Below are 21,929 nucleotides of genomic sequence, written 5' to 3'. Positions count from 1 at the left end.
CATATGGAACCCAGCCTAGCCCGCTATATCTGGACGCACACCAAGAAGCAGCAGCTCTGGATATTGATGATCGTCGTGCTTTCGATGGTCCCGTATTTCATGTCCTTCGACCTACCGAAGCTGATCGTCAACGGCCCGATCCAAGGTAGGGGCTTCGAGCAACCGGGCGCGACCCAGCCATTCATGAGGCTACACTATAACCTGCCGTTCATTGGAGAGGTCCAGTTCTTCTCCGGTTTTCAGCTCGACCGCAAGGAGACCCTGTTTGCCCTGAGCCTTGTGTTCCTCTTGCTAGTCGTCATCAACGGCCTGTTCAAATTCTACATCAACACCTACAAGGGCCGCCTCGGCGAACGCATGCTGCGACGTATCCGCTTCGATCTGGTGGACCGTGTGCTGCGTTTTCCGCCGGTCTACTTCAAGCGGGTGAAATCCGCCGAAGTGGCGACCATGGTGAAGGACGAGGTAGAGCCGCTGGGCGGCTTCATCGGCGACGCCTTCCTGCAGCCGGTACTGCTCGGCGGCCAGGCGCTGACGGCCATGCTGTTCATCATGATCCAGAACGTCTGGCTCGGAATGATAGCGGTCGTGATCGTGGTGATCCAGATCGTACTCATCCCGCGAATGCGGCGGCGGCTGATCGTGCTCGGGCGCCAACGGCAGTTGACGGCGCGCGCGCTTTCGGGCCGGGTTGGCGAAATCGTCGACGGCATCGGCGCGGTTCACGTCCACGATACATCAAACTACGAGCGCGCCGACATAGCTGCCCGGCTCGGGCTCATCTTCAAGATCCGCTTCGATCTTTACCAATGGAAGTTCATGGTGAAGTTCCTCAACAATTTTCTCGCGCAGCTCACGCCCTTTCTGTTCTATATGATCGGCGGGTATCTGGTCATCCAGGGGAGGCTGGACGTCGGCCAGCTCGTGGCCGTGATCGGCGCCTACAAGGACCTGCCCGGACCGATGAAGGAACTGATCGACTGGGATCAGGATCGGCAGGATGTCCAGGTCAAATATCAACAGGTCGTTGAACAGTTCACCGTCGAGGGTCTCATCGCGCCGAAAATCGGGGCATTGACGATCGACGATCCTGATCCGATGACCAATCCCCTATCGGCGATCAATCTGTCTATAGCAGACGATGGCGGTGCAATGCTCCTCAACCGTATCTCCCTCCAGGTCAAGCCGGGTGAGACGGTGGCGCTGGTCAGTACCGCAACAGGTGGAGCGGAGGCGCTTGCAGAAGCCTTCGCGCGGCTGAACTGGCCGGACAGCGGAAGGGTCGCTTCGGGCACCGACGACCTGCTTGAACTCCCCGAAGCAGTAACCGGCCGGCGCATGTCCTATGCCTCGTCGGATGTTTTCCTGTTCCAGGCAAGCCTCCGCGACAACCTGCTCTACGGGTTGAAGCATGCGCCGCTGACATCGGTGCCTTATGACGGTGCTGCGGCAGACCAGCACCGCTGGAACATCCACGAGGCGCGCCGGTCGGGCAATCCGGATCTCGATATCCACAGCGACTGGATCAACTATGCTTCCGCTGGCGCTACCGGCCCGCACGACCTCTTTGAAGCCGTGCGCCGGGTGCTCGACGCGGTTGTTCTGTCGCGCGACATTCTGGATCTTGGCTTGCGCTCTTCGGCCGACCTCACGCGTCACACGGAGCTTGCCAGGCGGATCGTCGAACTGCGTGCGGCGCTGCGAACCCGGCTGGAACAGGAGGGGCTGAGCGGACTGGTGGTTCCTTTCGAACCGGGCGCCTACAACAAGGAAGCAACGATCGGCCAAAACCTGCTCTTCGGCGCTGCCGCCGGCCCGGAACTGGCCGACAGGGCCCTGGCGGCCAATCCCTATTTTGCTTCTGTGCTGAGGCAAGCCGGCCTCGACCGCACGCTCTACGAAATGGGCTTGGAGATCGCCAAACAGGCGATCGAGCTGTTTGCCGACCTGCCGCCCGATCACCAGTTCTTCCAGCAGCTCGCCTTCATGAGCGCCGAGGAGATACCCGCCTACGAAACCTTGCTGCAACGGCTCAAGAACCGTCCTCACGAGGCGGTTTCGGAGAACGATCGCGCCATGATCGTCACCTTGAGCTTTGCCTACATCGAGCCCCGGCACCGCTTCGGCCTGCTGAGCGAGGAGCTGATGAGCAAGATCGTCGCTGCACGCAGCCAGTTCTATGAAAACCTGCCGCCCGAACTGCAAAATGCGGTCGAACGGTATGATCCTGCCAAATATATTGCCGCGGCCACCGTCATGGATAACGTCCTGTTCGGGCGTGTGGGCAACAACCATCCCGACGCGCCGGACCGCATACGCTCCATCGTCTATGACATTCTCGACGAACTGGGGCTTTATGCTGAACTTCTGGATGTCGGCCTGGACTTCAACGTCGGCTCCGGCGGCAGGCGGCTGACCGGTGGACAGCGACAGAAGCTCGATGTTGCCCGGGCCCTGCTCAAGCGTCCCGATTTTCTCATTCTCAACCGGCCACTTTCGGCGCTCGACCAGCGCATGCAGGATAAGGTGCTGCGAAACGTGCTCGAGGAAGCCAGGCGCGACGGCCATTCGCCGGCAATTGTGTGGGTCGTGACGAATCCGGCAATGGCGATGATGTTCGATCGCGTTATCGTCTTCGACTCGGGTCAATTGGCGGAAGACGGAACACACGAGACACTTTTGGCAGGGAACGGTATCTTCAAGGAACTGTTGTCATAGAGCAACGGACATTCAGATGGGATCATTCTGCCGGTGCACGACATCGGGCTCGCCACCTTTCGCGTGGTTTGTCTCGCCGTCTCGAAAAGAGAATTGATTCCATCTGGGCGTCCGTTGCTCTAGTCTGGCAAACGCGAATTTTGGAAGGTTTGCGACAATGCTGCTCAAGGATGAAGTTGGAATGCTGCAACGCGTTCCCTTGTTCTCTGCCATCGAGCCGACAAAGCTCAAGCTGCTTGCGTTCACATCCGATCGTGTGAGCTACAGCGCCGGCCAGATCCTTTTCCGGCAGGGCGACGAGGGAGACGCCGCCTATGTCATCCTTTCAGGCAGGGCGGATATTCTTGTCGATTCCGACAGCGGACCGATAAAAGTTGCCGAACTGGAGCCAAATTCGATCGTTGGCGAGATCGCCATATTGTGCAACAGCTCCCGCACTGCCACCGTCAGAGCGGCAAGTCCGCTGGAAGTCCTGAGAATCCGCAAGGATCATTTCCTGAGGCTTATGAGGGAGTTCCCGGAAATGACCATCGAGATATTGCGGGTTCTTGCCGATCGCCTAAGCCATACGACCGCGGATCTGATCGACGCACGAAGCGCGAAATAACGAAGGACGTGCGCTCGATCCTCGCCGTCGTGACGGCACTGTCCTCTCGCTGAGAAGATCACCCGGAGAAAGCCTGTCTCGCCTAGCAGCAGTTGTTTGGATATGATGGCGAAGGGGTAGCATGGACGACAACGTTTTCCTGGTCAGGTTTTGGGGTGTCCGCGGCAGCATTTCGGTATCAGGGCCAGAATTCTCTCGCTATGGCGGCAACTCAATCTGCGTCGAGATGCGATGCGGTAAGCATACGCTTCTGTTCGACGCAGGCTCTGGCCTACGGCCTGCCGGCGCGGCGCTTCAGGCGTTGGGCGTGACCGATTTCGACCTGCTTTTCACCCATTGCCATTACGATCACATCATCGGGCTGCCGTCTTTTGCGCCGATCTATGACCGGGGCGCCAAGGTTACGCTTTGGTCCGGGCATCTTGCAGGACACATGACGACCCGGCAGATGGTCGATGAGTTCATGCGGCCGCCGTGGTTTCCGGTGAAACTGGAGATCAGCAAGGCAAGCCTCGACTATCGCGATTTTGTATCCGGAGACGTGCTTCGCCCGCGCGAAGGGGTGGTGGTCCGAACCGGCAGTCTTATCCATCCGGGCGGCTGCATAGGCTACCGGGTCGAATGGGGCGGCCGCGTCGTGGCGGTGATCACAGACACTGAGCACGAGCCGGACAAACTCGATCAGACGGTGCTCGGCCTGATCGAAGATGCCGACCTCGTCATTTACGATTGCACCTACACCGAGGAGGAAATGGAACGCCGCCGCGGTTACGGGCACTCGACATGGCAACAGGGCGTCAAGCTCTGTGAGGCGGCCGGTGCGCGGGGGCTTGCGCTGTTTCACCACGATCCGACACGCACCGACAAGGAACTGGACAAGATCGAGAAACTGGCCAAGGACAGGTTTACCGGCGCTTTTGCCGCGCGGGATGGCCAGACGCTCAAACTTCCAGTCTTATTGCGCAAAAAGCGCTGAGCTATTTTCCTCTAGAGCGCTTCACCGTTTCACAGAAACGGCGAAGCGCTCTATCTCTTTATTTTGACGCAATTCCAGACGGAAAATCGTTCACACTTTTCCTGGAATTGCTCTACCGGCGCTGCGCCCGATCAATGTCCTGATCGGAAGCCATGCGCAGGCTTCAGTCCGTGCGGTGACGGCGAACAGCCGTTCGAGGAAAAGCCAGGCCGATTCATCGTGTACGAGATGGTGGGTGAGCAGACCGACCGGTTCGCCGCCATCGAATGCATGCTGCAATTGCGCGATGATAGCCTGAACCAATAGGCCGTGATCGCGGCAGCTGCGCGTGCCATGCCAATCCATGATGTCGACATTGCTGTTGATGACCGCCAGTGAAGCGCGCCTCGGCGGCCCACAGACCGACAATGCCGCAAATCCTATCGATCCAAGGTCGGATACCAAGCCGGCGTCAATCCTGTTCCAGGGTGGCACCAGCATCGGAACGGTACGTGCGCCGTGCAGGCCGGTTACGTGCGACAGCCCGCGAGCCAGATCATTGAGCACCGCCTCGCGTGGCCGATGCGCGCCGAGCTCCTGCTTTTTCTGGTCCTCGGGCGCATGATTTCGGTGCGCCCAGCCATGGATGGCGACCGTGGCATGCGGCGCCTCGTCAAGCCGGACGGCAAGCTTCTCATCAGTCAGGGCCGGAATGACGGCCAGAGTCACCGGAACCGCGAATTCACCGGTGAGGTCGAGCAGCCGATCAAGCGCAGGCGTCGGACCCACGGCGTCATCGTCGCGCAGCCAGAACTCTGCCTTGCGGTCTGCCCGTTGCCGGCACGCCAGTTCTTCCACCAAGGGCTGCCAGATCTGATCGGGTGTCATGAAACCGGGATCTTCGCAAGGAGTTCGGCCAGCCGCGCCACTGCAGCACCGAGGGAACGTTCTTCGAGGATGAAACGTCTGGCTTCCGCGGCCATGATGGTTCTTTCGTCGTTACGGGCCAGAAGCCTTTCAATGGCAGAAGCGAACGCCGCAACATCGCCCGGCGGGGTGAGAAACCCGGTCTGGCCATCCCGCACGACCTCCGGCACGCCGGCGATGTCCTGAGCCACCACCGGAAGGCCGGCGGCCTGTGCTTCAAGATAGGCAATGCCATAGGCCTCGCCGCAACCCGGCCAGACGTAAATTCCCCCACTGTAGAGGACATCCGGCACGGCGGCTGGCTCAATCGCGCCAAGCCATTCGATACGGGCGGCGGGCAAGCCGGCGAATTGCGCTTTGACCTCGTCACGGGCAGGCCCATCCCCGACGACCAACATGGTCCAGGGCAGGTGGCCGATCGGACCGAGCGCTTGCGCCAGCATGCGATAGCTTTCGACTTTGTCGCCCGGGCGCATCATGGCGACGGTAACGAGGCGCGTCGGACAACTCCGTGCCGGCGTTTCCCGGAATACCGATGTGTCGATGAAGGGCGAAAGCATGCCGAAAGCGGCGTCGGGAATCGCATCTGCCAGTCCCTGACGATCCCTTTGCGTGAAGCAGATGTTCAGCGCTGCCTGTTCGACAGCTCGCGCCACCAACGCTTGCGTATCGGCCCACAAACCGGTGTTGTGCCGCCTCGAATAGGAGGCTTCCGCTGTCACATAGGGGACACCAAAGGCCAACGCCAGCTCGGGCCCGATCAGGTCGGGCGCCTTGTAATAGGGATGATAGGTGAACCACAGACCGGGCTTGCCGTCACGATCCCAAAGCCTTGCCAGCCGCGCGGCTTCCTCCCGGGCCTCGACCTTGAGCGCGTCGAAACTTTTCGAATCCGGTTCGCGTAGATAGAAGCGTAATTCGGATGCTAGTTCGACGCTATGCCCTCCATGCTCCAGCGCCTTGACCAGCATCCGTGCCATCTGGCGGTCGCCGGAGGCAACGGGATGATTGGGCGACTTCAGCGGCGCGTAGAAGGCAATTCGCATCGCCGGACCCTATCATCGGAAAGCCTGCGCAAGTCAATTTCGAAGCATGATCGACTTCACCTTCAAGCAGTGGAATGTGCTATCTGATGCTCATGGAAACAGCTGCCGCGTCCGATCCGTTTGTCGCTTCCCTGCCGGTCTTCGCAAAGTTCGAAAGCGTTGCCGATATCGATAACTATCGGCCTCTCCCCGATGGCTGGGCGCTGGCCACCGCCGACATCGTCGGCTCGACCAAGGCGATCGGGGCTGGGCGCTATAAAACCGTCAATATGGCCGGTGCCAGCGTCATTTCGGCGCTGCTCAATGCGCTGGGTCGGCAAGATCTTCCCTTTGTCTTCGGCGGCGACGGCGCGCTCGTGGCATTTCCCGGCTCGGCGCTGGAGATCACCCGCAACGCGCTGGCGGCTGTCCAGAGATGGGTGGCGGACGAACTCGACCTGACCTTGCGTGCCGCAATCGTGCCGATAAAGGATATCAGAGCGCAAGGCCTCGACGTTCGCGTGGCGAGGTTCCAGGCCTCCGAAGCGGTCTTCTATGCCATGTTCGCCGGCGGTGGCGGCAGTTGGGCGGAAGCCGAGATGAAAGCGGGGCGCTACCGCATCGATCCAGCGCCGGCCGGCGCGCGGCCGGATCTGACCGGCCTCTCGTGCCGCTGGAACCCGATCGAAGCCCGGAATGGCGAAATCGTCTCGATCATAGCCATACCGGGGGCGTCGCGCGACTTGCGCGGTTTTCAGTTTCTGGTTTCCGACATCATCGCCCTTGCCGGCAGGCAGGAACGCGATGGCCACCCGGTGCCGGTGAACGGACCGGACTACAGTTTGCTGCCCGCCGGCCTCGATATCGAGGCGCGCGCCACGGCGCCGGCAGGACGGCGATGGCTGTCGAAGCTGTGGATAGTGTTCCTGATGACGCTTACGGCTGTTACCGATAGATATGGCTGGACGATCGGCAAATTCGATCCGAAGATCTACAAACGCGACGTGGCCAGCAATTCGGATTTCCGGAAGTTCGACGACGGCTTGAAGATGACCATCGACGTTGACGCGGATGTGTTGCAACGGATCGAGAACCGGCTGAAACAGGCGGAAGAGGCGGGCATCTGCAACTATGGCCTGCACCGCCAGAAATCGGCCTTGATGACATGCCTCGTCGCCTCGCCGCTGCAGCGCGATCACGTTCATTTCATCGATGGCGCCGCCGGCGGCTATGCGATGGCTGCAGCAAGCCTGAAGGCGAAGGTGCCGGTCTGACAGCTTGCGGACATCGATTTTCCGCAATATGCCTCGGGGTTCTTGGGACCAAGTGAGCCTCGCCATGGAAGCGGACGGGTCTGTCCGAATTAAGGGAAAGCAGATTTTTGGACGCCTCACGATCGACATATGACCGTCTTCTGAACCGGATTTCGACGCGCGCCGCGCAAGTCGGCGTGATCGGACTGGGGTATGTCGGGCTGCCGCTGGCGGTTGCGATCGCACGCGCCGGCTTCCCGGTTTCCGGCTTCGACGTCGAAGCCCAGAAGGTCGAGAGCCTGAACAACGGCCAATCCTATATCGAGGCGGTGACCTCGACAGCCCTTGCCGGCCAGGTGGCGAGCGGACGGTTCCGCGCCACTGCGGATTTTGCTGAACTGGCCGTCTGCGATGTCATCATCATCTGCGTTCCGACACCGCTGACGAAAAACCGTGAGCCGGACCTCTCCTTTGTCAGGAACACGGCAGGCACCATCGCGAAGCATCTGCGTCTCGGCCAGCTGATCGTGCTGGAATCGACCACCTATCCCGGCACCACCGACGACGTGATCAAGCCCATACTGGAAGAAACCGGCTTGCGGTCGAAGATGGATTTCTTCCTCGGCTTCTCGCCCGAACGCGAGGATCCCGGCAACCGAAGCTTTGAAGTCGCGACGATCCCCAAGATCGTGGCAGGCGACGGCATTGAAGCGGCGACACTCGTTCAGGCTTTCTACCAGGGCGTGGTCAAGACCGTTGTTCCGGTTTCCACCACGGCGACCGCCGAGGCGGTCAAGCTGACGGAAAACATCTTCCGCTCGGTCAACATAGCCCTGGTCAACGAGTTGAAGGTCGTGCTCGGTGCGATGGGCATAGACATCTGGGAGGTGATCGAGGCGGCAAAGAGCAAGCCCTTCGGCTACATGCCTTTCTATCCCGGCCCCGGACTTGGCGGCCACTGCGTTCCGATCGATCCCTTCTACCTGACGTGGAAGGCGCGCGAATATGAACTGCCGACCCGCTTCATCGAGCTGGCGGCAGAGATCAACACGGCTATGCCGCGTCATGTGGTCGATGAACTGGCGAAGGCGCTGGACCGGCGCTGCGGCAAGGCGCTCAGCCGCTCGCGCATTCTCATCATCGGGCTCGCCTATAAGAAGAATGTGCCCGACATCCGCGAAAGCCCCTCATTGCGGCTCATTGAACTCATCGAGGAATGGGGCGGCAAGGCGGAATTCCACGATCCGCATGTTACGGAGATCCCGACCACACGGGAGCATATGGCGATCAAGGGGCGTCGCTCGGTCGAATTGACCGAGGCGGCCTTGAAGGATTTCGATGCTGTCGTCGTTGCAACCGACCACGACGCGATTGACTATCAGGCGATCGCGGATCACGCTCTTCTGATCGTCGACACACGCAATGTTTTTGGCCGCCTCGGGCTAACCCGAGAGACGGTGGTGAAGGCCTGACGGCGTCCGAGCCGGCGAATTTGTGGCGGATCAAGGAGATTTCGAGATAGCATGAGCACAGCGCAAGCAGAAATTTCTGCCATTCTCATGGATAAGGTTGCCGATTGGCTGACCCAATCGGCGCTGGCGGGCGACGACCTGGAAACATTGGTAAAGGGCTTTTGTGAACGGCTGGCTGCTGCCGGCCTGCCGTTGAGGCGGGTGCATTTGAGCTTTTCGATGCTTCATCCGCTTTATGACGCGCTTGGCTTCACCTGGCTCCGCGGCCAGGGCTTGGAAGTAGAAGGCTTCCGTCATGACGACGGCGTTCCTTCCGACAGATTCCTGACCAGCCCATACTACCATCTGCTCAGCCACAAACTCGACCATCTGCGGCGCCGGCTCGACCCGTCGGTGCCGTCTGAATTTCCTGTTTTCGATGACCTCAAGCTTATGGGCGTCACCGATTACATGGCTTTCGTCCATCCGTTCAGCGGCAACACCAGTCAGGGCATGATCGGGTCTTGGTCCACCGACAGTGCTGCAGGCTTCAGTGACAACATGATTTCGGCGCTGCTGCGGATCCAGAACCATCTCGCTATCGCAACCAAGATGGCGGTGCTCACCAAGCTCGCCGACAACATGATGACCACTTATCTCGGCGGCGACGCCGGCAGGCGGGTGCTGGACGGCCAGATCAAGCGCGGCGAGGGCGACACAATCCGGGCTGCACTGGTCATGGCCGATATGCGCGGGTCGACAAGGCTTGCCGAAACCTCCGGCCGCGAAATCTATATCGATACGCTGAACCAGTTTTTCGATGCCATTGCTGCACCTTTCAATCGCAGAGGCGGGCAGATCATGAGTTTCCTGGGGGATGGCTTCATTGCTGTCTACCCTTGCGAAAGGCACCGTGCGCAGTCCGAGATCGCCTGCCGGGCTGCCCTTGCGGCAGCGCACAAGGCCACCGCGCGCATGATGGATCTCAATCTGCGCAGAAAGGAGCAGCGGTTGGGCGACATTAAATTCGGCATCGGCCTGCATGTCGGCAATGTGATGTTCGGCAATGTCGGGCTTTCCGACCGGCTCACATTCTCTGTCTTCGGCTCGGCTGTAAACGAGGTCCAGCGCCTTCAGACCCTGACCAAGAAATATTCGCACAGCGTTCTCGCCAGCGAAGATTTCGCCGGCTATTGCAGCGCCAACAACTGGCTGACGCTCGGCAAGGAGGAACTGGCGGGCATCAAGCAGAAGCTGACGGTGCTTTCACCCGATTTGTCGGGTGCTCTTGCACTCGATGAAGACGGTGCGCTGGAGCCGATTTACGACCGAATATCGGACGCCGAGCAGGTCATGCTGCTTCATCGCGATGCCGCGCGGCTGTCGGCGGGCGACCCGAGGAAGCTCCAGTAACCGCCACGATCTGATCCGAACGCGTTTGGTATGCAGTCCGGTCGCCGGTTCCGCCAGGGAACTGGCGACTGTTCGAATCCAAGTTGCTCTAGGCTGGCAATGCGCTAGTCTCGCTTTTCTGGGCCTGCCGACCGGCAGGCCGCCAGAGTGGGGCTGGTGTGAGAATGAATTTGGGCGTTGATCTGCTGCGGATCGAGGATGTTGGCATCTCTTTTGCCATTATAGGGGGACCGTTGCATGCCGTCAGGCGTGCAAATCTTCGCGTCCTGCCCGGCAAGGTTACCGCGCTTGTGGGCGAGTCCGGTTCCGGAAAATCGGTTCTCAGCCAGGCAGTTATGGGCATTTTGCCGAACACAGCCCATATCCGCGGCCGTATCCTGTTTTCCGATCCTGAAAAGCCCGGCACGACGCAGGATATCCTGCAAATGCCGCGTGACGGACCCGAAATCCGGGCGTTGAGAGGCAGCCGCATCGGCAAGATCTTTCAGGAGCCGATGACATCGCTGTCGCCGTTGCACACGATTGGCAATCAGGTCAGCGAATCGCTGCAGATTCATACGCCCATGGCTCGGGTGGAGCGCAAGGCGCTGACCAAGGAAATGCTCGGCCTTGTCGGCTTTCCCAACCCCAAGCGCGCCTATGACATGTATCCCTTTGAACTTTCGGGAGGATTGCGTCAACGCGCAATGATCGCCATGGCGCTTATCTGCCGGCCCGCCCTGTTGATCGCCGACGAGCCGACGACGGCGTTGGACGTCACCATCCAGGCGCAAATCCTGCAATTGCTGCGCGAGGTTCAGACGAAGCTGAACATGGCGATGCTGCTGATCACGCACGACCTTGGCGTGGTCGCCAATGTCGCCGACGAGGTGGTGGTCATGTACCATGGCGAGATCATGGAAGCGGGACCTGTGGAGGCGATATTCCGCCGGCCAGGTCACCCTTACCTGAAGGGCCTGATGGCAGCCGTTCCGCATTTCGACCTGAAGCCTGGCGAAAGGCTAAAGGCGCTCCGCGAGGTGCCGGTGAATGTCGGGAACCTGCTCGGCAAGCAGACGGCGCTGGCATCGAAGGGGCCGGACGACATCCTGCTGTCGGTCAGCGATCTGACAAAGACCTTCACGATCCGCAAGTCCGGATGGTTCGGCGGAGATCATCAAACCCCTGTTCGCGCCGTGGACGGCGTGAGCTTCGATATCAGGCGGGGTGAGTGCCTGGGTCTTGTCGGCGAAAGCGGCTCCGGCAAAACCACGGTCAGCAAGATCCTCATGCGGGCTGTCACCCCTAGCGGCGGCTCTGTGATCTTCAACGGCCGCGATGGTCCGATCGACGTCTTGGAAGCCGAGGGAGACGCGCTGCGCCTGCTGCGCGCGAAAATCCAGATGGTCTTCCAGGACCCGGTTTCGTCGCTTTCACCTCGCATGACGGTGGAGAACATCTTGAGCGAGCCGCTGGAAATCCATCAACGTGGCAATGCCGCGTCCCGACTCGCCACGGTCAAGAGCCTGATGCAGGCAATCGGGCTCGATCCGCGCTTCATAAAGCGTTATCCGCACAGTTTCTCCGGCGGGCAGCGTCAGCGTATCGGCATCGCGCGCGCGTTGGCGCTGGGACCTGAACTCCTGATCTGCGACGAGCCGGTTTCGGCACTCGATGTCTCTGTCCAGGCGCAGATTCTGAACCTTCTGAAGGACCTGCAGAAGGAACTGGGCCTGACCTACCTGTTCATATCCCACAACCTGGCGGTGGTGGACTACATGGCAGACCGCATCGCGGTGATGTGCGGCGGGCGTATCGTCGAGCTCGCGCCGCGCGAAATTCTGCTTAGGAAACCTATCCACCCCTACACGCGCTCACTGGTCGCCGCAGTACCTTTCCCCGATCTCGACAGGCCGATGGATTTCAAGACGCTGAAGCTCAGCGGCGCTTCCGACACCAGCGCATGGGGACCGCAATTCCGCGACGAGGGCGACGAGGATATGCTGTTGCCGCTCGATCTTGGCGGCGGCCACCTGGTGCTGGCCCGACGTTCGGCCGATGTCAGCGAGCTACGCCATTGATCAGCCGGCGCACCGTCCTTGGGCTCATGGCTTCGGCATTTCTGCCGGGCACGTTGCGCGCCGGCGATCTGGAGCCGGAATTTCTTCAGCCGCAGCTGAAGGCCAGGGCGCTGCCGGCCCTCGCCGAACGCCTGCCCAAGCGCCCGCGCGCATTGAATCTCGCTGCGATGGGTCGGCAGCCCGGCCAGTATGGCGGCACGCTGCGCACGATCATCGGCAGCCAGAAAGATATCCGGATGATGACGATCTACGGGTACGCTCGCCTGGTCGGCTATGACGAAAAGCTTAACTTGCAAGCCGACATTCTCGAAAGTTTCGATGTAGCGGATGATCGTGTCTTCACTTTCAAGATACGGGAAGGACATAAATGGTCTGACGGTAGCCTGCTGACGCCGGAGGATTTTCGCTATTGCTGGGAAGATGTCTGGCTGAACGACGAGCTTTCGCAAGGCGGGCTCGCCCCGGCCCTGCTGGCGGATGGCAAGCCGCCACGCTTCGAGATCGTCGATCCGTCGACGGTCCGCTATAGTTGGGATGCGCCCAATCCCGACTTCCTGCCCAAGCTCGCCGCTGCTTCGCCGATATCGCTTGTTCTGCCAGCCGCCTATCTCAAGCAGTTCCACAAGAAATACCAGGATCCATTCCGGCTCGCCGGCCTAATGAAGGAGAACCGGGCCCAGAAATGGACGCTCCTGCATATCCGCATGTCGCGGCAGTATCGCCCGGAGAACCCGGAACTGCCGACGCTCGATCCCTGGCAGAACCGGACCAAGCCGCCGGCCGAGCAATTCGTCTTCGAGCGCAACCCGTTCTTTCATCGAATAGACGAGAATGGCCGGCAACTGCCCTATGTTGACCGGATCGTCATGAATGTCAGCTCGTCGGCGATCATCTCCGCCAAGACCGGTGCGGGCGAGAGCGACCTGCAATGTATGGGAATTGACTTCAGCGATTACTCCTTCCTGAAAGACGCGGAGAAGCGCTACCCTGTGAAGATGCATCTCTGGAAACGCACACAGGGTTCGCGGCTGGCGCTGCTGCCCAATCTGAATTGTGCCGACCAGGTGTGGCGTGGCCTTTTTCGTGACGTGCGAGTGCGCCGCGCACTTTCGCTCGCTGTGGACAGGCGCGAGATCAATTTGGCTGTGTTCTACGGATTGGCGCAGGAAAGTGCCGATACGGTCCTGCCGGAGAGCCCGCTCTACCGGCCGGAATTCGCGAAAGCCTGGGTCGCCCATGATCCCGACCAGGCCAATGCCCTGCTCGACGAGGTCGGGCTTCAGGCGCGTGACGATGACGGCCTGCGGATACTTCCCGACGGACGCCCGGCGCAGCTCGTAGTGGAAACGGCCGGCGAAAGCACGCTGGAAACCGACGCGCTCGAGCTCATCACCGATCACTGGCGCAAGATCGGCATCGCCCTGTTCATCCGGACTTCGCAGCGCGACATCTTCCGCAGCCGCGCGCTTGGTGGCCAGATCGTGATGTCGATGTGGTCGGGCATCGACAATGGCGTACCGACCGCCGACATGAACCCATACCAACTGGCCCCCACCGTCGACGACCAGCTGCAATGGCCGCTCTGGGGTGCTCACTACTTGTCTCATGGCAAGGTCGGTGAAGCGCCCGATCTTCCGCCTGTGGTCGAGTTGATGGCTTTACTCAAGCGCTGGAACGCATCGACCGAAGCCACGGAGCGCGCCGAAATCTGGAATTCAATGCTGTCGATCTATACCGATCAGGTGTTTTCGATCGGCACGGTGAACGGAACGCATCAGCCGATTCTGGCGTCCTCGCGGCTGCGCAATCTGCCTGACAAGGCGCTCTACGGCTACGACCCGACCGCCTATTTCGGTGTCTACATGCCGGATACATTCTGGCTTGGAGAGTCCTGAGCGTGCTTCGATATTTTGTCTGGCGCATCGCCGTGATGGTTCCAACGCTGCTGGTCATATCGGCACTGGTGTTCACGATCATCGAACTTCCACCAGGCGACTATTTCGACAGCTATGTTGCCGAGCTTCGGGCTCAGGGCGAAGCGGTGGATTCCGATCGCATCGAGATGATGCGCAAGGAATATGGTTTCGACCAGCCACCGGTCATTCGCTACTTCTACTGGGTCGGCGGGATGCTGCACGGCGATTTCGGCTATTCCTTCGAATATGAGCTGCCGGTTCGCGACGTCGTCGGGGACCGAATGTGGCTGACCGTGCTGGTTTCCTTCGTCACGATCATCTTTACCTGGCTCATAGCCTTTCCGATCGGCATGTACTCCGCCACGCATCAATACAGCTGGGGCGACTACGGCCTGACTTTGTTCGGCCTTCTCGGCCTAGCCATTCCGAACTTCATGCTGGCGCTGATCCTGATGTATTTCGCCAACATCTGGTTCGGCACGTCCATCGGCCATCTCATGGACCAGCAATATCTCGGCGAGCCGATGAGCTGGGCCAAGGCGAAGTCGATCCTCGCCCATCTCTGGATCCCGGTCTTGATCATCGGCACCGGGGGCACGGCAAGTATGATCCGGCGGCTGCGCGCCAATCTGCTCGATGAGCTACATAAGCAATATGTCGTGACCGCGCGCGCCAAAGGCCTTCATCCCTTCAGGGCGCTGGTCAAATATCCGCTGCGCATGGCGCTCAATTTCTTCATTTCAGACATCGGCTCTATCCTGCCGGCCATCATCTCCGGCGCCGAAATCACGGCGATCGTGCTGTCTTTGGAAACGACCGGGCCGATGCTGATCAAGGCGCTCCAAAGCCAGGACATGTATCTGGCAGGGTCGTTCCTGATGTTCCTCGCCTTCCTGACGGTCATCGGCGTCCTGATTTCCGACCTGGCGCTGGCGCTACTTGATCCGCGAATTCGTTTGCAAGGCGGCAGCACCAAATGAACACGCAATCGCCGCTGCCCGCTCCGGGTGCCCCACTGCAACACTACGTTTCCATCGCGCCCTTTGACCTGCAGTCGGTCGAGGTGATGACGCCGGAGCAGTCGAAGGTCTTTCAGGCGTCGCAGTTGCGGCTGATGTGGTGGAAATTCCGGAAGCACCGGCTTGCCGTCATATCCGGCATATTCCTGGCGGCGCTTTATTTCGGGATACTGATCTGCGAGTTCCTGGCGCCCTACAATCTGCACACGCGCAACATGGACTACATCTATTCACCGCCGCAGCGGGTGCACCTGTTCCACAACGGCCAGCTCGTCGGGCCGTTCGTCTATGGCCGTCAGATGACGCTGGATATGGACACGCTCAAGCGGAACTACATCGAGAAACAGGATGATGTTCAGCGGATCCGTTTCTTCTGCAAGGGCGACAGTTACCGGTTCTGGGGCCTGATCGAAGGTGACAGGCATTTTGTCTGTCCTGCCGAAAACGGCCAGCTCTTTCTGGCGGGCACTGACAGGCTGGGGCGCGATGTGCTCTCGCGCATCATCTATGGTGCACGCATTTCACTGACAATCGGCCTCGTCGGCATCAGTTTCAGCTTCCTGCTCGGCATTGTCATCGGCGGACTGGCCGGCTATCACGGCGGTATCTTCGACCTGATCGTTCAACGGATAATCGAAGTTCTGCAATCGATCCCCAGCATTCCGCTATGGCTGGCACTGGCGGCGATCATGCCGATAACCTGGAGTCCGATCCTGATCTATTTCGGCATCACCGTCATCCTCGGGCTGCTCGACTGGACCGGACTGGCGCGGGCCGTGCGTTCAAAGCTTCTAGCCTTGCGCGAGGAGGATTACGTTCTGGCCGCGCAATTGATGGGCGCCAGAAGCAGCCGCATCATCGGGCGGCATCTCATTCCCGGCTTCATGTCGCATCTGATCGCGACGGCGACGATCTCCATACCCGGCATGATCCTGGGCGAGACGGCGCTGAGCTTCCTCGGGCTCGGCCTGAGGGCGCCGATAACCAGCTGGGGCATCCTGCTCACCGAGGCGCGCAGCGTCAGCGTCATCGCGTTCTATCCATGGCTGCTTTTGCCGATGCTCCCCGTCATTCTCGTCATCTTGGCGTTCAACTTCCTCGGCGACGGCTTGCGGGACGCCGCAGACCCCTACAAGTGAGATCGCTATTCCGCCGCGCGCCGTGCCGCCGACTCGACCCGGTATGGTCCTTGTCAGCGGCCTGTTGGCTTGTTGCAATGTTCATCGTTCGCCTCGGCAAGACTCGATCTGGGTTTAACACGTCGGCGTCGGGTTTCAGCCGCGAAACGCTCTGGTCGGGGGCAGTTGATTTCGTGGACTGGTTCAGGACATACAATCGCACATGAGTCGCCTCGACAGTTTCATCCGGAGGATGACCGCACAGCGCGACATACTCGATCATGTCTGCGCCGAGGTGGCGAAAATGGAGGGGCCTGTGCTCGAGCTCGGCCTCGGCAATGGCCGGACGTTCCACCATCTGCGCGAGCGCCTGCCCGGACGCCGGATCGTAGCGTTCGACCGCGCACTTGCCGCACACGCCAGCTCAATTCCCGAAGCGGAAAATCTCGTGCTCGGCGAAATACGCGAGACCGCGAGCAGGTTCATTGGCATCGACGCCGCTCTTGTTCATGCCGACATCGGCACTGGCTATGAAGATCGCGATGCAGTGACCCTTACCTGGCTTCCCGATCTGACCGCGCGCCTGCTTCGCGTCGGCGGCATCGCGGTCAGCGGCATGCCGTTAGATCATCCGCAGTTGCAACGCCTCCCGCCGCCGCCTTCGGTGCCCGCCGATCGTTATTTTATCTGTAGGCGCGTGTGAGGGGCCGAGACGATCCAAATCTTCAGGGGCCAAGCCTTCAGGGGATCGTATATACTGCTATCTCCCGCTCAATGCCGCGCAGCGAGACCTCGTGGGGCACGGGCGTCAGCGCCTTCCTGTGCAACAGATCGGCGGTGAGATTGTCGTCGACCACCGCCCGAGTGGCGAAGATCGCCTGTGCGTTGGCAAGGTTCTGGACCCGCGAAGCAATGTTGACCGTCTGGCCGAAATAGTCCTGTCGGTCGTTCATAGACACAGCAATGCAGGGGCCGGCGTGGACTCCGATCTTGAGCAGCAGATCCTCGCGCCCGCTCTTGTCGTTGAGCGTACGCATGGCATCGCGCATCCTGAGGGCGGCAGCAATCGCACGATCAGGCGTCACGAAGGTCGCCATCACCGCATCACCGATCGTCTTCACTACCGCGCCTGCCTCCGCTGCGACGATCTCGTGCAGAACCTGGAAATGCACGCGCACGAGATCGAAGGCTGAAAGGTCGCCCACCCGCTCGTAAAGCTCGGTCGATCCGCGCAGGTCGGTGAACAGGAACGTCAGGCTGGTGATCTTCAGGCGCTGGTTAATGTCGAGTGTATCCGTGCGATAGAGATCGCGGAATGTCTGGTTGGTGAGCAGGCGCTTGGCGGTCAGGAAGGGCCGGCGTTTTCCCAGGAAATCATGCAATGCCTGGCCGGCTATGAAGACCGTCGGCAGCACGCGGGTGTCGGTCCTGTTTTCCAGCGAAATGCGCAACGGGCCGGGTTGCATCTCCAGCGTCTGGTTCTGGACATGGTCGCGGTCGAAGGCCAAAGAGAGGCTCCGGCGCTCCTTTGTTGGTTCGCCCTTCCCGTCGATGAACTGCGCTGAATGGGTGACCGGCTCGAAGACGATGATGAATTCGGACGGAAGCTGTATGGGCAGAACCGCCTTTTCACCGGGCGCAAGCTCGATATCCTCCAGCGAGAACGCTTCCATCTTTTCCGCGAAATCCTCTTCCGGCAGATCGACGCCGGACGCCCAGTAGATCTGGCGGAAATATTCCGCCACCGGCAATTCGTGTGGATTGTGGGCGGCAATCCTGCGCACGCGGGGACTGACGGTGAATGTCACCTCGACCATCTCGTCGAGGGTGGGCGAATAGCCCTCGGAGCACAGCGCGCAGGTGTATTCGTCCTTCTGCAGGGTTTTCAGCGTGGCGTTGGTGTCGAGCACGCCGCCACAGCCGGGGCACAGAACATTCCAGGAAATGTCGAAGATGCCCACCCGCGCCGCATGGAGAAAGGCGCTTATGGCGCGCTCCTCGTCGAGGCCATGCTTGCTGGCGAAGGCTGGCGCATTGATGCGGCAAAGTTCGCGGTCCTCGCCCTCCGCGATGGTTCGCTTGATCGCGTCGATCGCCTGTGGATCGACATCGGCCGATTGTCGCAGAAGCGAGAACAGATCCTGAGCTTCGTTCATCGTGCAGGTTCCGGAAAATGCGCCCCGAGGCGTGTTGACCGGACCGGTCTTTGGTCCGAGTGCTCCATCTTACTTCGAAACAGATCGTACGGCCATTCGAATGGATAAGCCTGGTGACCGTCCAATTTCCATTCGGCGGATTTTCACCGGCCGCAAGCAGCACTATGATGGTCCATGGAGCATTCATCTTTGGGATTTTCTCCCATGCCGACATCCAACAACCCGCCATTTCCCACGGCCCTGCGCCTTTTCTCTGCGGTGGTCATCATCGTCCTGATCGTAGGCGCCGGCCTGTTTTTCGTGCCTGTTCTGGTCAAACCGGGCTGGCCTTGGGCCGTCACGCCGTTCAATGCGCGCTTCCTCGGTGGCTTCTACACCGCCGAAATGGTCGTGATGGCGGCGCTGCTGGTCTGGAATCGCTGGTCGCCCGGCAGGCTCGTGCTCGTCATGGCCTTCATCTTCACAGTCATCGTGTCGGTGGCTTCGTTCATCAATCTCGGTTATTTCAACTTCGAGCGCAAAGCGCCCTGGCTGTGGTTTTTGGTCTATCTTGCTTCGGTCGCGGTATCCGGGCTGTTCCTGTGGCGGGCCAGGGCCCGTCCTTCTGCAAAAGGCGTGACCTTAAATCCCGCATGGCGCGGCTACATGCCGGCGGAATCCGCGATCCTTGGGCTCTATGGCGTCGGCCTGTTGCTGTTTCCCCTGACATTCAGTGGCATCTGGCCATGGCCGATCGATGCCTTCCACGCTCAGGTCTACAGCGCCATCTTCCTCGCCGGTGCGGGCGGTATATATCTGGTCTGGAGAAGCGCGCCGCGCGAGGAACTGCTGGTGCTCGGCTTGGCGCAGTTTCTGGTTGGCCTGCTTGCAGTCCTCGGCGTCGCCATCACCGACGCTGCGGTGCACCGGATCGACTGGACGGCGACCGGGACATTGTGCTGGCTCGTCCTTTTCGGCTGGATCGGCATCAGCGGCGTCTTCAAACTCTACGCCGCCTCCCGGTATTTTAGCTCGCAATCGGCATCATAGGTTGCAGAGACGGCTGGATTTTCAGGTAACGTCCGGTGCATCGTACCGGGCCGATTGCCTTCGCCGGGAACGCCATGACCAGCACGACCTCGCCACCCTCCGAGAAAATCCAGCCGCAGCTCCGGTCCGTCCGGCCAAGCGATGCGGAGGCGCTTTGCGCTATCTTCAACATGCCGGGCTTCCGCTGGGGCACGCTCAGGATGCCTTTCGAGATGGTGGAGCAGGTGGCGCGGCGTATCGCCAAGTCCGGCCAGGAAACCACCTGGATCGTTGCCGAGCTGGACGGCAAGGTCGTCGGCCATGGCAGCCTGGTCGTGCAGGGTTCGCCGCGCCGTTCGCATATCGGCGAGATCAATATCGGCCTTGACGATGCCTTTGTCGGCAAAGGTATCGGCTCCGCCATACTTGGCGCGCTGCTTGACGTAGCCGACAACTGGCGCGCCCTGAAGCGGGTCGAATTGACCGTCTATGCCGACAACGAACCCGCCCTCCGTCTCTACAAAAGCCACGGCTTTGAGGTCGAAGGCCGGCATGTGAAGGCCGGCTTTACCGACGGGCAGTACCACGACCTCCTGAGCATGGCCCGCCTGCGGTTTTAAGATCCGCTGGTTTGGCCTTAACTGTTTAGCCAACCTAACAATTCGTGCCGAGTCGGCGAACAGGCGGTTGCTTATGGAGAACTCCGTAGGAGACGGTCATTTCGGCTCACACCATCTTGATCGAGTTGACGATCTATGTGTGGGCCGGCCGCATCCAGCAAGTCTGGTCTCCCTTGGCGTTTGCACCGCAAGCGGCTAGACGGGACCAATGACCGCCGTCCTTGACCCAACGCCTACGCCTCCGGTGGAAATTCTGGCTGTGCTGTCGCTGCTCTGCCCGGAGGTCGTGCGCGACATCGAGCAGAACTGGAATGCACCGGTTTCCGATTACGCCCGCCATCTGTGGCGGCCGGTGGCAAGGCCTGCATCGGCCCCGGCGATCGCTGCCCGATCGATCCTGCGCGAAGTCTTGCATCAGCGCCTTGGTGTGATGATGCAGCCTGACGAGATCGGCAAGACCCTCGACGAGTTCGAGTACAGACCGGTGATTCAGTCCGGCCTGCACTGCCTGCTTCTGATGGACCGGATCACCTTCGATGCCCTCCTGCTTGCCTGGCTCGGCGCGGTCGAAAACGGGCTGTCGGCCTTCTTCGGCTTCATGGGAACGACGATGACCATGGAGACAATTGGCCGGGAGGGGCCGGGATGGCTCGATGTCGGCGACGACAAGGTCAACCTGTTTGGCATCGGGCGCCACAAACTGTGCCGCAAAAGCGCCTGCGTGGCCGGTCCCGTTTCCCTCAACAAGCGCGCGCTTGAGGCGGTGGGCGATGAAACGGATGCCAGCCGCTGGCTGGGCACACTGCTTGCCAGCCAGGACAAGGTGTTTGGAACCGCCGCCGATGCGCTGACAGCCCTCAACGAGGATCTGGTCGCCAATTGGGATCGTGCCGGCATGGCCCTGCCGGTTTTCATCGATGATCGGCTCGCCGCGGCTGCCATGGCACGGCATCTAGAACATGACGGCAGCCTTCTTTCCAGGCTGCTCATTGAACCCGCAAGACGCCAGCGTCTCGAACATGCCTTGCAAGAGGCCGCATCGAGCCCGTTTGGCAGATTCCTGCCCAATGCCACGGACTATTTCTGGGGCATCCGCGAGGAGCGCGTGCGCAAGCTCGTCCTCGAGAACGGGCACCTGATCGAGCCTGACAGGCCGCATGGTCTTTTAATCCCGTTCGAGCGGCTGCATCTCAAGCAGGGGCTGCTGGACGGCGTGCTGCTGCCGAACTTGTTCCTGACGTTCCTCGTCCTTGCCATATTGCCGCGCGTGCGGGTCGTGGGCGGCCTGAGACAGATTGGCTATGTAGCGCTTTTCCACTCGATCCTTCTGGCCGTGCTAGACGAAAACGCGCCGGAAGAGCGCGATCTGGCCGCTGAGCTGCAGGTTCGGGAAAATGCCTGGGGCATGCGGGTCATCGATGAAAAGATCTCGGTCCGGGAGCAGCTTGCCGGCCTGCCGGAAGGGGCGCTCTTCCCGGACCTGCTCCGACAATACCGTTTGCGGACATTTGCCGAGACGACCGACGACCTGAAACTGGTTCGCGAAAACGCCCGATGGCGCAAGATCGGCCGGGCAGAGATCAAGCCGACCTGAGCCTCACTTCAAGCCTTATTTCAGGTTGATTTTCTGGTGAGCAACCGCAAGCGACGGCGACTATCGGTGTGAGCCTCTGGCGTCTGGTC

The 21,929-nt window shown here is 60.4% G+C and carries 17 protein-coding genes; 14 read left to right on the top strand and 3 right to left on the bottom strand.

Annotation, left to right across the window (positions count from 1 at the left end; all coding sequences use genetic code 11):
• Positions 1-3 precede the first annotated feature (3 nt).
• The 3 genes from NKH91_RS15415 (at position 4) to NKH91_RS15405 (ending at position 4,301) form a co-directional block, all read left to right on the top strand.
• Positions 4-2,718: an ABC transporter transmembrane domain-containing protein gene (locus tag NKH91_RS15415; RefSeq protein ID WP_352715982.1), complete on the top strand. Its 2,715-nt coding sequence runs from the start codon at positions 4-6 to the stop codon at positions 2,716-2,718.
• Between the two features lie 157 nt (positions 2,719-2,875).
• Positions 2,876-3,325, top strand: coding sequence for a cyclic nucleotide-binding domain-containing protein (locus tag NKH91_RS15410; protein ID WP_254023581.1), 450 nt, complete (start codon positions 2,876-2,878; stop codon positions 3,323-3,325).
• Positions 3,326-3,446: 121 nt separating this feature from the next.
• Positions 3,447-4,301 (top strand): MBL fold metallo-hydrolase, encoded by an 855-nt coding sequence (locus NKH91_RS15405; protein ID WP_352884785.1) that lies wholly within the window; start codon positions 3,447-3,449, stop codon positions 4,299-4,301.
• A 90-nt stretch (positions 4,302-4,391) separates the two neighbouring features.
• On the opposite strand, the gene NKH91_RS15400 is transcribed toward NKH91_RS15405, so the two are convergent.
• Together NKH91_RS15400 and NKH91_RS15395 are read right to left on the bottom strand one after the other, a co-directional pair.
• Positions 4,392-5,168 carry a polysaccharide deacetylase family protein gene (locus NKH91_RS15400; RefSeq protein ID WP_352884786.1) on the bottom strand — a complete coding sequence of 259 codons (777 nt, stop codon included), beginning with the start codon at positions 5,166-5,168 and terminating at the stop codon, positions 4,392-4,394.
• Positions 5,165-6,253 carry a glycosyltransferase family 4 protein gene (locus NKH91_RS15395; RefSeq protein WP_352884787.1) on the bottom strand — a complete coding sequence of 363 codons (1,089 nt, stop codon included), beginning with the start codon at positions 6,251-6,253 and terminating at the stop codon, positions 5,165-5,167. The genes NKH91_RS15400 and NKH91_RS15395 overlap by 4 nt, the downstream gene beginning before the upstream one ends.
• Positions 6,254-6,345: 92 nt before the next feature.
• Here NKH91_RS15395 and NKH91_RS15390 point away from each other — a divergent pair, with 92 nt between their 5' ends.
• From NKH91_RS15390 to NKH91_RS15355, 8 genes are all read left to right on the top strand, one after another.
• Positions 6,346-7,506, top strand: coding sequence for a DUF3095 domain-containing protein (locus tag NKH91_RS15390; protein WP_352482493.1), 1,161 nt, complete (start codon positions 6,346-6,348; stop codon positions 7,504-7,506).
• A 107-nt stretch (positions 7,507-7,613) separates the two neighbouring features.
• Complete coding sequence (locus NKH91_RS15385) at positions 7,614-8,957, top strand: nucleotide sugar dehydrogenase (protein ID WP_352884788.1); 1,344 nt, start codon at positions 7,614-7,616, stop codon at positions 8,955-8,957.
• Between the two features lie 51 nt (positions 8,958-9,008).
• Positions 9,009-10,349, top strand: coding sequence for an adenylate/guanylate cyclase domain-containing protein (locus NKH91_RS15380; RefSeq protein ID WP_023716526.1), 1,341 nt, complete (start codon positions 9,009-9,011; stop codon positions 10,347-10,349).
• 164 nt (positions 10,350-10,513) lie between these two features.
• Positions 10,514-12,409 carry an ABC transporter ATP-binding protein gene (locus tag NKH91_RS15375; RefSeq protein ID WP_352884789.1) on the top strand — a complete coding sequence of 632 codons (1,896 nt, stop codon included), beginning with the start codon at positions 10,514-10,516 and terminating at the stop codon, positions 12,407-12,409.
• Positions 12,406-14,304: an ABC transporter substrate-binding protein gene (locus NKH91_RS15370; protein WP_023716524.1), complete on the top strand. Its 1,899-nt coding sequence runs from the start codon at positions 12,406-12,408 to the stop codon at positions 14,302-14,304. The genes NKH91_RS15375 and NKH91_RS15370 overlap by 4 nt, the downstream gene beginning before the upstream one ends.
• A gap of 2 nt (positions 14,305-14,306) precedes the next feature.
• Positions 14,307-15,305 carry an ABC transporter permease gene (locus NKH91_RS15365; RefSeq protein ID WP_023716523.1) on the top strand — a complete coding sequence of 333 codons (999 nt, stop codon included), beginning with the start codon at positions 14,307-14,309 and terminating at the stop codon, positions 15,303-15,305.
• Positions 15,302-16,483, top strand: coding sequence for an ABC transporter permease (locus tag NKH91_RS15360; protein WP_352482321.1), 1,182 nt, complete (start codon positions 15,302-15,304; stop codon positions 16,481-16,483). The genes NKH91_RS15365 and NKH91_RS15360 overlap by 4 nt, the downstream gene beginning before the upstream one ends.
• A gap of 202 nt (positions 16,484-16,685) precedes the next feature.
• Complete coding sequence (locus tag NKH91_RS15355) at positions 16,686-17,165, top strand: class I SAM-dependent methyltransferase (RefSeq protein WP_352493870.1); 480 nt, start codon at positions 16,686-16,688, stop codon at positions 17,163-17,165.
• Between the two features lie 37 nt (positions 17,166-17,202).
• On the opposite strand, the gene NKH91_RS15350 is transcribed toward NKH91_RS15355, so the two are convergent.
• Entirely contained in the window at positions 17,203-18,618 is a 1,416-nt protein-coding gene (locus tag NKH91_RS15350; protein WP_352493869.1) for an adenylate/guanylate cyclase domain-containing protein, read from the bottom strand.
• Positions 18,619-18,822: 204 nt separating this feature from the next.
• Here NKH91_RS15350 and NKH91_RS15345 point away from each other — a divergent pair, with 204 nt between their 5' ends.
• From NKH91_RS15345 to NKH91_RS15335, 3 genes are all read left to right on the top strand, one after another.
• Complete coding sequence (locus NKH91_RS15345; RefSeq protein ID WP_352884791.1) at positions 18,823-19,647, top strand: hypothetical protein; 825 nt, start codon at positions 18,823-18,825, stop codon at positions 19,645-19,647.
• 74 nt (positions 19,648-19,721) lie between these two features.
• The gene (locus NKH91_RS15340; RefSeq protein WP_023716519.1) at positions 19,722-20,246 is read left to right on the top strand and encodes a GNAT family N-acetyltransferase; all 525 of its coding nucleotides are present in this window, start codon (positions 19,722-19,724) and stop codon (positions 20,244-20,246) included.
• Between the two features lie 208 nt (positions 20,247-20,454).
• Complete coding sequence (locus NKH91_RS15335) at positions 20,455-21,840, top strand: hypothetical protein (RefSeq protein WP_352493866.1); 1,386 nt, start codon at positions 20,455-20,457, stop codon at positions 21,838-21,840.
• Positions 21,841-21,929: the final 89 nt, after the last annotated feature.

It is taken from the genome of Mesorhizobium sp. M0894, from assembly GCF_040319725.1.
Classification (GTDB): Bacteria; Pseudomonadota; Alphaproteobacteria; order Rhizobiales; family Rhizobiaceae; genus Mesorhizobium.
The sequence above is the reverse complement of the archived record's forward strand: the minus strand, read 5'-3'. Positions and strand labels throughout refer to the sequence as shown.